A 9948-nucleotide genomic window follows, 5' to 3' on the forward strand; every position below is an offset into this window, starting at 1 on the left:
GTTCGCCGACTCCGGCATGGACTTCGTACGCGGCACCGCCCGCTTCATCGCCCCGCGCACCGTTGAGATCACCGCCGCCGACGGCGCCGTGCGCCGGGTGCGTGGACGACGCGTCGTCATCAACACCGGCACCACCCCGGCCATCCCCAACATTCCGGGGCTGGCCGACGCCCCCTACTGGACGAGCGAGGACCTGCTCACCCTGCCCGAGCTGCCCGGCCACCTCCTCATTCTCGGCGGCGGGGTCATCGGCGTGGAGATGGCCTCGCTCATGGGCATGCTCGGGGTACCCGTCACCCTGCTGCACTCCGGGACGCATGTGCTCAACCGGGAGGACGCCGACGTCGCCGCCGAGGTCGCCGCCGGACTTGAGGCCCTCGGCGTCGAGATCCTCACCGGCGCCCGCGTGACCGCGGTGCGCACCGCCGCCCGCTTAGGGCCGGTGGTGGCGCACACCGAGGATGGTCGCGAGGCCACCGGCTCCCACCTGCTGCTCGCCCTGGGACGCGCCCCCGTCACCGCCGGTCTGGGACTGGAAGCGGCCGGCGTAGAACTGACCGAGAAGGGCTTCGTGCGTGTCGACGACCACCTGCGCACCACCGCCGAGGGCGTGTATGCCGCGGGGGACGTCGCCGGCACACCCATGTTCACCCACGCCTCCTGGAATGACTTCCGGGTGCTGCGCGATCTGCTGGACGGCCGCGAGGCCACCACCGCGGGCCGGGTCATCCCCTGGACCGTGTTCACCACCCCGGAGCTCGGGCACGTTGGCCTCACCGAGGCTCAAGCACGGGCAGCCGGGCGCAACGTGCGTGTGGCCAAGACCCCGACCGCCGCGGTTCCCCGCGCCAAGACCCTCGGCGCCACCGCCGGGTTCTACAAGGTGATGATCGACGCCGACACCGATGAGATCCTCGGTGCCGCAATCGTCGGTGAGGACGCGGGCGAGGTCATCACCGCCGTCCAGGTGGCCATGCTCGCCGGCATGCGCTGGCAGCAGCTGCGCGACGCCCCCATCTCCCACCCGACCATGGCCGAGGGCCTCAATATCGTCTTGGACTCGTTGGGATGAGGCTGTCCCGGGGACAGCTCGGCGAAGCTGCGGCCGCCGTGGCAGGATGTCCTGCGTGCTGCATGTCATCTTCTTCGAGCCTCGTATTCCGGGGAACTCCGGTGCCGCCATCCGGCTGAGCGCCAACACCGGGGCAACGCTCCACCTGGTCGACCCCCTGTTCGACATGGACGATGCCAAGCTGCGCCGGGCCGGGCTCGACTACCACGACCTGGCCCGCACACGCGTGCACGCCACCTGGGAGGAGTGCCTGGAGCAGGTGCCCGGGCGCATCTTCGCCTTCACCGCGTCGACCACCACCCGGTACACCGACATTGCCTGGCGCGACGACGACGCCCTGCTCTTCGGTCCCGAACCCACCGGCCTGCCCGAGGCAGTGATGAGTCACCCGCGCGTCACCGGGCGGGTGCGTATCCCTATGCTTCCCGGCAGTCGCTCGCTCAACCTCGCCAACTCTGCCGCCGTCGGCCTGTATGAGGCCTGGCGGAGCCTCGGCTTCCCAGGGGCCGCCTGACGCGTGGGTGCGCGCCCACGCGTGCTCAGAGCATCTGGCCGGGCCGGACCGACAGATCCTCGACGACGGCGTCCAGCGGCATATCAACCGCCAGCCTGACCGAAGCGGCTACCGACTCCGCAGTCATGTGGTCCGCGGCGCGGTAGGGGCGGCCCGCCCCGCCGTCGGCGGCCCCCTCCACCATTGAGGCGTTCTTGCCATGCAGGCGGCGCTGCATGGGGGTGTCCACCCGCCCGGGGTAAATCGTGGTGACGCGGACGCGGCCGCGCTCCTCCTCGCGCAGGCCGTCTGCGAAGGCCCGCAGCGCATGCTTGGAGGCGCAATACACCGTCTGTCCGGGCCACACGCGCATACCGCCGCCGGAGTTGATGAGCACAACCAGGCCCTGCGCCCGCCGCAACGGCGCCAGTAGAAGGCGCGTGAGATGAGCCGGGGCGACGACATTGAGATCGAGAACCCGCCGCCACTGCTCGGGAGGTAGATCCTCCAGGGCCCCGGCGGATTCGACCCCGGCCGAGTGCACGATGACGTCGAGCCCGTCCAGGTCCAGCCGGGCAACGGCGGCGGACACGGCGTTGTCATCGGTCAGGTCCAGCGGCACACTCCGCACCCGCGCACCGGCCTCGGCCGTCAGCGCGGTGGCGAGTGCATCAAGATTCTCGGCGCTGCGGGCGATGAGGATGAGGTCGTGGTCGCGGGCCAGGTCGAGGCACACGGCCAGCCCCACGCCGGAGGTCGCCCCGGTGACGAGCGCAAGGGGGCGGTGAGGGGCCTGTGCGACGGCCGCTTCGCTGGTGCTGGCCGCGGCGGGAGTTGCTGAGGCCACGCCCGCCTCACTCCGCTTCCCGGATGAAGGGGGCGGCGCCGGGCTCACCCGGCTGGGAGTAGGTGACGGTCAGGAGGGCCCGGGCAATGGCGTGGAAGGAGCACTGGGCGGCCACCACCGTCGGGGAGGCGTCGTCGTCCAGGTCGAGGGTGTCCACGTCGAGGGCGTGCACGGCGAAGATGTAGCGGTGATCGCCGTCGCCCGCCGGCGGATAGGGGCCGGACCAGGCGTGTGTGCCCGAGTCGTTGATCGCGTGGAAGGCGGCACCGTCCAGGCGGAGATCGGATTCCCCCACACCCTGGGGCAGGCGGGTGACCGAGACATCGAGATCCTGCACCGTCCAGTGCCACCATCCGGCCGGGGAGGGTGCGTCGGGATCGAAGCAGGAGACGACGAAGGAGCGGGTGGCCTCCGGGAAGCCCGACCAGTGCAGCTCGGGGGAGATGTTCTCGTGCACCGCGGTGAAGCGGTCGGGCATGCGCTCGCCGTCCGCGAGGTCGTCGGAGGCCAGGGTGAAGGAGGGGACGGCTGGAAGCGAGTCGTAGGGGAAAGGCGGACGAATGCGCCGCAGGTCTGCGGTCATGAATGGACCTCCTCGGGGTCGAGCGGGTTGACCGGGCCGGCAGGAGCGTCGGCAGCCACCACTGTAGACGCGGTCTGTGACGCAATACCTGTCCGAGGCCGGCGCTACCCTTGCAAGAGACGATCGAACAGGTGTTCGATAGATGTCCCAATTGAGAGGAGGAGCCATGGGCCGAAGCCCCCGGAGCGTCCGGATCTCCGGAAGTGCGGGGAGCGCAGACCGCCTCACCGCCGCCCGCGCCGCCCTCATCCGCGCCGAAGAACATGCGGGCCTGCGCGGGCGGGCCGCCCACGAAGTCGCTCGCACCCTCGACGCGCAGGCGAGCGCTCCACGCGGAATGCTCATCTCCGGTGCCGCCGCGCTCGCGGCTGCACCACCGGCACAGGTCTCAGAGTCGGCACCCGCGCCCACCCCGCTCCTGTCGGTGATCACCCAGGTTGCCGGGGTGGTGACCCTGACCGGCTCGGTCAGCGCCCTCCTCGCTCTGGCTGCTGTCCGTCAGGGGCGCGAGGACTGGTGCGGCGTCGTCGGCTGCGAAGGACTGGGGTGGAGCGCCGCCGCCGAGGCCGGCCTGGATCTCTCCCGAGTCCTCGCCGTTTCCAGCGAGGGCCTGGCCGCCTCCCCACTTGCGACGGCAACCGCTGCGCTTCTGGATGGAGTCGGTGTCCTCCTCGTCTCCACCACGGCCGCCTCCCGCCTGCATCCCGGGGATCGTCGTGCCCTCCTCGCCCGGGCCCGGGAACGCGGCCGCCTCGTGCTCACCCCCTTTCCCTGGGAGAGTGCGCGCCCGCTGAATGCGGTGCCGGCTGTTGTCGGCACCGCGCTGCCCTCGACTCTGGCGTCGGCGGGCGCGCCGCCTACTCCGGTAGAGACGGCGGGAGGGGTCGTGGTCCCGCTGCGAGGTCGCATTCGGGAGGAGCCGGCACCACAGGAGATGCCCGGAGGGCATGTGCGGCACCTCGCCTGGGATCTGCACACCCCCTACCGCCCCGGCCGGGTGCGCCTCGTCCTCGACGCCGCCGGAGCCCGCCTCATCCCCGGCCCGGCGCCCGAAGCACCGGAGTCGCACGCCCGCGCGCCGCGGTCGCAGCTGGTGCTGGTCGGGGCGGCGGACGACGGACAACGGGGGACGCAGCCATGACCCCTTCCACGCCGCGACTCGTGGCTGTCTGGACGCCCGACTGGCCCGTCGCAGCCCTCACGCTGGAGGCAGGCCGCCTCCCCGAAGTGCCGAATCCCGCTCTGGATCCCGTCGCGGTTGTGGGCGGGCGGGGCGTCATCGCGGCCTCGGCGCCGGCGCGCGCCACCGGTATCGCCCGCGGCATGCGGCTGCGCGTCGCCCGATCGCTGTGTCCCGAACTGATCGTCCTACCGCCGCAACCCGACCGCGAGGCGCGGGCCTTCGAAACCGTCATGGAGGCGCTCTCCGAGGTGCTCGCCGACCCGATTGTCGCCCGGCCCGGACTGGCCCTGTCACCCGCCCGTGGCCCGGCCCGGTGGGCGGGGGACGAGGAAACCCTCGCCGCCGCACTTGTCGAGGCCGTCGCCGTCGGCCCGGGCGTTGAATGCCAGGTCGGCATCGCCGACTCCCTCCTCGGTGCCATCCTCGCCGCGCGCCGGGGCGTCATCGTCCCGCCCGGCGCCACTCCCGCTTTCCTCGCCCCCTGGCCACTGGCCTCCCTCCAGCATGCGCTGGCCACGCAGCGGGGCCAGCGGCAAGCCCGCCCCCTCCTGGAGGACTTCGAACGGCTCGGCCTGCACCGCCTCGGCGATCTGGCCGCCCTGCCCCGGCGCGACGTCACCGCGCGCTTCGGCCCCGCGGGGGAGCAGCTGCACCGCCTCGCCTCCGGAGACTGGCAGTCCCCACCGCGCTCGGCCCGTCCCGCTGCCGACGTCGCGGCCACGGCCCTCCTCGACCCTCCCATAGACCGAGCCGACGCCGCTGCCTGGGCCGCCCGCTCCCTGGCCGAGGACCTGTCCCGGCGCCTCGTCTCCCAAGGGATGTCGGCCGGACGTCTTCGGGTGGAGGCTCGGTGCGAGAACGGGGAGGAACTGGCCCGCTCCTGGCTGCTCGGGACCATGCCCTCGCCGGCCGACCTCACCGACCGTGTGCGCTGGCAACTGGAGGGGTGGCTGGCCGGCCGCTCCGGCCGTCCTCCCGCCGCACCCCTGACACGTCTGCGCCTGACCGCCCTTGAACTCATCCCCGCGGGCACCGCCCAGGCCGGGCTGTGGAGCTCGCCCGGTGACCAGGCCGGACGCCGGGCACGGCGCGCTGCCGAGCGGCTCGAGTCCCTTCTCGGCGTTGGCGGTGTCCGGGTGCCGGTGCCGCGTCCCGGACGGGACCCGCGCTCCCGCGTGACCCTCGTTGGCTGGGGGGAGAACTCCGACGGCGCACCCCCTGGGGGGACGGATGACGCCGCCCCCTGGGCCGGGGCGCTGCCCGCACCGTCGCCCGCCCTCGTCCCTCCGCAGCCGCTGCCGGCCCTGCTCCTGGACGCGGACGGACACGACGTCGTCGTCGACCGTCAGGGACAGCTGGCCGCTATCCCGGTCAGCGTCGAGTTGGCGGCTGCTCCCGCTGCCGCCCCCGCATCAGGATGGGGCGAGGACCTGGGGGAGTGGCGTGGACGGCGGCGGGTGAGATTCTGGGCGGGTCCCTGGCCCGTCGATGAGCACTGGTGGCGTCCCGGAGGTGCATCGCGGCGCGCCTACCTGCAAATCGTCACCGACACCGGGCCGCCCCTGCTGCTGGCTCGCGCCGGTAGGTGGTGGCTCGACGGCCTCTACTCCTGAGCCGCCAGGGCCCGCGAAGGTTGAGCGGGGAGGGCGCGGGAACGTCCCCACACGGTCAGCACCACCACGGCGACGAGGCACAGCCACGCCAGCGCTATGCTCCAGCCGGCCAGCACGTCGGTGAACCAGTGGTAGGCCAGGTACACGCGGGTCAGGCCGACGGCGACGGCAGCCGTGCACGCTATGACGACGGCAAGTGCCTTACGGGCGGGCGGTGTTGCGGAGAACAGGACGAAGCCCGCCAGAACACCGACGAAAACCCCGGTATTGAAGGAGTGCCCGGACGGAAAAGACCATGAGGAGGCGGGGCTTCCCAGCAGCAGCACCGACGACGGCCGCGAGCGGGCGAAGCTGATCTTCAGCAGGACCGTGAGCAGCGCCGATCCGGCCATCGCCCCGGCCAGCACCACCGCGCGGCGCCACCGTTTGCGCCAGAGGAACCATGCGCACACCGCGATCGTCAGCAGTGTGAGGCTGAGCGTCCCGCCCAGGTGCGTGATCGGCCAGGCCGCCGCGGTGAGAAGCTCGTGGCGCAGATTCACCGCCCAGAGGGTGACCGTAGAATCGTGGATGGCCGGGAAGAGTCCGAGCTTCGTCGCCACCGCCAGCCATGCGAAGACGACGATCGCCGCCGTCGCCGCAAGGACGAAGCGTGGCCGGAGGTCCCGCAGTGGGACGGACTGCGGAACGGACAAAGCGTGCTGCATGGGATGAAAGTCTAGAGAGCCGTCCTGGGCGTAGCCTGTGCCGCATGCGGGTGCAGGATAAGCGCCGCCCGCTCCAGGAGAGGAACCACAACAGGCATGGCCAAGCTCTACTTCCGTTACGGCGCCATGAACTCGGGCAAGACCACGGGACTGCTGCAAACCGCCTATAACTACGAGGAGCGCGGACAGCGGGTCCTGCTCATCAAGGCCGCTGTCGACACCAAGGGGGATGACACCGTCGTCTCCCGCCTGGGCATGACCCGTCGTGTTGACCTTCTCGTCACGGCTGCGGACGATGTTCGTGCCCTCGTGCGACAGGCCGCGCTGGGGGCGCGCGCCACAGATCCGCAGACCGGTCCGCGGGAGGCTGTCGACTGTGTGCTCGTGGACGAGGCGCAGTTCCTCACCCCGGCGCAGGTCGATCAGCTCATGGAGATCGTCCTCATCGACGACGTGCCCGTGCTCGCCTTCGGCATTCGCACCGACTTCCGTACGCTCAGCTTTCCCGGATCGCGGCGCCTGCTGGAGATCGCCCACTCCCTGGAAGAGCTCAAAACGATCTGCCGCTGCGGGCGCAAGGCCATCTTCAACGCCCGCAAGGTGGGGGACACCTTCGTCTTCGACGGCGACCAGGTGGCGATCGACGGCGTGGACGTCACGTATGAGTCCTTGTGCGGCAAGTGCTATCTCGAGGCCGGGGGTGTGCTGCCGAGGGAGTAGGGGTGGCCCGAGTCGGCTGGACACACACTTCTCCGGGAAACTCCTTGTAATGAGGGGGATACAAGCATTATCGTGAAGCTGTGGATGTGTCCTATGCCGTCATTGCCGATATCGTCGGTTCTCGGCGCCTAGCCGACCGCCGCGGCGCGCAGGCCACCTTCGTTGACATCCTCGGGCGGGCGGCCGCGGGACTAGCGTTGCTCCAGGATCCCGTTGCCACCGTCGGCGATGAGTTCCAAGCCGTTTCCACCTCGCTCGCTGGCGCACTTACTCTCACTTTGCGTACTCACCTGCTCCTGCCGGAGGAGCTCTCCCTGAGATTTGGCATCGGTGCCGGGCGGGTCGAGGCGCTTTCCGTGGACGGCGCCACCAGTGCCGGCATTCAGGATGGTAGCGCCTGGTGGGCGGCCCGCGAGGCCATTGAGCGGGCACACGCCCTGCAGGACGCAGGACGGGGCTTCTGCCGCACCTGGATGCGTGCGGCGGACTCCGGAAGTGAAGCGGAGGCGCTTGTCAACGCGCTACTGCTCCTGCGTGATCAGGCCATCTTCCGCCTGGGCCCGCGGCAGCGGCGCATGGCCGCCGCCCTGCTTGCCGGGGCCACCCAGGTGGAGGTGGCTCGTGCGGAGAAGGTCAGCCAGCAGGCGGTTTCCGAATTCTCCCGTGGGCCGGCGGCCGCTCTCCTCGAGGCGCAGGCCCTCCTCGAGGAGAGCGGCCTCGATCTGCCTATACGCGAAGAGGAACCATGATGGCGCTCGTGCTGCTCCTCGCTGGTCTTGCCAGCATCTTGCCGTTCCTGGTTCGCAAACTTGGCGGCGAGAGGCGTCCCGGGTGGCAGGGCGCGGGGGTTGTTGTGGGAACCGTAGCGATCGTCGCCGTCGGGGTGCTCCTCGGGCTCGGTCCGCTGCGGCTGTCGGGAGCTGCCGTTGCCGCAGCCTGTGCCGTCCCCATCCTGTGGACCGCCTGGAGCGCCTTGGCGCCGGGCGGTGGTTGGGCGGACGCCGGTCCGCTCATCGTGCTTACTGCCGGGTGCGGCGTCTGCCTTGTGCTGGCCGACCCGGTCGGCACGCGACCGGCAACGGCGTGCGCCGCCGTTGGCGCCGCCATTCTGCTCGGGGCGCCAGCCAATGCGGTGGTCTCGGCTGTGCTCACCCTGGCCCGCGGCGCCGGGAGCGACCAGGGCGCGACGGCAACCGCCCTGGTCCCGATGCTGCGGGGAGGGCGCTGGATTGGACCGCTTGAACGCATCCTCATCCTTCTGCTCGCTGCGGCCGGCGCACATGCCGCGGTCGCGGCGGTCATTGCCGCCAAGGGGGTTATCCGCTTCCCCGAGATCAGCAAGGACGAAGATGGCCGTAAGGCGGAAGAGTTCCTCATCGGTTCGTTGACCTCATGGATTCTGGCGGTGCTCGCCGTCGGAGCGGTTGCCGCGGCCTGAGCCTGACGCGGCGCCCGGCAGCGGATGTTGATGTGGCCTGGCGGCCCCGCCGAGGCAGCCGCTTAAGGCACGTGTATTCGTGTCAGACCCCTGCGATACTGTGTACATATGTTCGAAGGTAGGGGTGCTGGGAGCCGACCCGTCGGGGTTTCCGCGGCGGGTCCGGCCAGCGCGCCCGCTCGCCTTTCGGTTACCTCCGCGGTGGATGAGGCCGGGTCGGGCAAGGACGTCCTAGAGCGCCTGGCGGGCATGCCGGCGGGCGCGGGGCTGGCCGGCCTGATTGAGGACCTGCTGGCCGAGCTGCTGGTGCCTGCCCGCCCCGGTCATGACGGTATGTCCGAGGCCGGGGCGGACGAGGCCGCGGCGCTGGGGGTTGCTGACGTGGAGGCTCTGGCTGCCGCTATCGGCGCTCCGATGGAGCGGGAACTGGCCCAGGCGGCCGGGACCGTAGGGGTGGACTGGGGTGTGGGCACGGGCATCGACGCCCTGGCAGCGCTTGGGGCCGCGACCCTGAGCGAGCTGGTGAGCGCCTGCCATCGACTGGTCGCGTGGGCTTCCTGGACCGAGAGCGTAGCGGCGGCCTGCTTGGCGCGCAGCCCGGAGATGAACGCCGGAGCGGCGCCCTGGGGGCCGGACGGCAGACCGGAACGGGTAGTCACCGCCGCGGAGAATCGCTTCACCACCGGCGGGGAGATCGCTTGCCGCCTAGGCATCACCCGCATAAGCGCAGGACGCATCCTGGATCGCGGACAGGCGCTGGTGCAGCCCCACTTCGCCGCCACCGAAACCCTACATCGTGCGGGTTTGTTGGATAGCAGCAAGACCGCCCTCATTGTCGGCCGTCTACAAGATCTCGACGCCGATACGGCCGTGGCGGTGCAGGAACAGGTGCTGGGCCGGGCGGCCCACCGCACCGGCGCGCAGCTGGCCCGGGATATCGACCGAGCCCTGGCCGCCCTGGATCCCGACGGCGCCGCTACCAGACGGCAGCGCAACGTGTCCCGACGGCGGGTCACCCGCCCGCGCCAGGCGGGCGAGGGGATCCATGAGATGCGGTTGCTCCTGCCCAGCCTGGATGCGTTCTTGGTGGACGCCACCCTGGACGCCATTGCCGCCTCCGCGCGCGCGGCCGGAGACTCACGTACGTTGGCACAGCTGCGGGCCGATGCGCTCACCGGCATGACGCTGCGCATCCTGCAAGGCAGCCAGAACCTGGCCTGCCGCAGCAACGGCAGCGGGGGAGACGACGGGGCAGGCCACGTTGCCGCTCCCAGCGCCGCTCCTCCCACCGT

At 71.1% G+C, this 9948-nt stretch carries 11 protein-coding genes; 8 read left to right on the forward strand and 3 right to left on the reverse strand.

The window, feature by feature from the left end:
• The coding region (locus RWX45_RS08275; RefSeq protein ID WP_316023255.1) for a dihydrolipoyl dehydrogenase family protein at window positions 1-1072 on the forward strand (1072 nt) is incomplete at its 5' end.
• A gap of 55 nt (window positions 1073-1127) precedes the next feature.
• On the forward strand, window positions 1128-1586 hold the full coding sequence (locus RWX45_RS08280; protein WP_316023256.1) for a tRNA (cytidine(34)-2'-O)-methyltransferase: 459 nt from the start codon (window positions 1128-1130) through the stop codon (window positions 1584-1586).
• Between the two features lie 25 nt (window positions 1587-1611).
• On the opposite strand, the gene RWX45_RS08285 is transcribed toward RWX45_RS08280, so the two are convergent.
• Both RWX45_RS08285 and RWX45_RS08290 read right to left on the reverse strand, forming a co-directional pair.
• Window positions 1612-2460: an SDR family oxidoreductase gene (locus RWX45_RS08285; RefSeq protein WP_410050701.1), complete on the reverse strand. Its 849-nt coding sequence runs from the start codon at window positions 2458-2460 to the stop codon at window positions 1612-1614.
• Complete coding sequence (locus RWX45_RS08290; RefSeq protein WP_316023258.1) at window positions 2420-2995, reverse strand: YbhB/YbcL family Raf kinase inhibitor-like protein; 576 nt, start codon at window positions 2993-2995, stop codon at window positions 2420-2422. Before RWX45_RS08290 ends, RWX45_RS08285 begins: the two co-directional genes overlap by 41 nt.
• Before the next feature lie 166 nt (window positions 2996-3161).
• Here RWX45_RS08290 and RWX45_RS08295 point away from each other — a divergent pair, with 166 nt between their 5' ends.
• Together RWX45_RS08295 and RWX45_RS08300 are read left to right on the forward strand one after the other, a co-directional pair.
• Window positions 3162-4136 (forward strand): hypothetical protein, encoded by a 975-nt coding sequence (locus RWX45_RS08295; protein ID WP_316023259.1) that lies wholly within the window; start codon window positions 3162-3164, stop codon window positions 4134-4136.
• On the forward strand, window positions 4133-5791 hold the full coding sequence (locus RWX45_RS08300) for a DNA polymerase Y family protein (protein WP_316023260.1): 1659 nt from the start codon (window positions 4133-4135) through the stop codon (window positions 5789-5791). The genes RWX45_RS08295 and RWX45_RS08300 overlap by 4 nt, the downstream gene beginning before the upstream one ends.
• Here the strand turns inward: RWX45_RS08300 and RWX45_RS08305 are convergent.
• Window positions 5782-6498 (reverse strand): phosphatase PAP2 family protein, encoded by a 717-nt coding sequence (locus RWX45_RS08305; protein WP_316023261.1) that lies wholly within the window; start codon window positions 6496-6498, stop codon window positions 5782-5784. The two genes, RWX45_RS08300 and RWX45_RS08305, sit on opposite strands and share 10 nt — an antisense overlap.
• A 96-nt stretch (window positions 6499-6594) precedes the next feature.
• On the opposite strand from RWX45_RS08305, the gene RWX45_RS08310 reads away from it, so the two are divergent.
• The 4 genes from RWX45_RS08310 to RWX45_RS08325 all read left to right on the forward strand — a co-directional run.
• On the forward strand, window positions 6595-7218 hold the full coding sequence (locus RWX45_RS08310; RefSeq protein ID WP_316023262.1) for a thymidine kinase: 624 nt from the start codon (window positions 6595-6597) through the stop codon (window positions 7216-7218).
• An 80-nt stretch (window positions 7219-7298) separates the two neighbouring features.
• Window positions 7299-7967 carry a SatD family protein gene (locus RWX45_RS08315; protein ID WP_316023263.1) on the forward strand — a complete coding sequence of 223 codons (669 nt, stop codon included), beginning with the start codon at window positions 7299-7301 and terminating at the stop codon, window positions 7965-7967.
• Entirely contained in the window at window positions 7964-8656 is a 693-nt protein-coding gene (locus tag RWX45_RS08320) for a beta-carotene 15,15'-monooxygenase (protein ID WP_316023264.1), read from the forward strand. The genes RWX45_RS08315 and RWX45_RS08320 overlap by 4 nt, the downstream gene beginning before the upstream one ends.
• A 201-nt stretch (window positions 8657-8857) precedes the next feature.
• Window positions 8858-9948: DUF222 domain-containing protein (locus RWX45_RS08325; RefSeq protein WP_316023265.1), on the forward strand; the 1091-nt coding region annotated here is incomplete at its 3' end.

The sequence above is a fragment of the Actinomyces sp. MRS3W genome, from assembly GCF_032465695.1.
GTDB lineage: Bacteria > Actinomycetota > Actinomycetes > Actinomycetales > Actinomycetaceae > Actinomyces.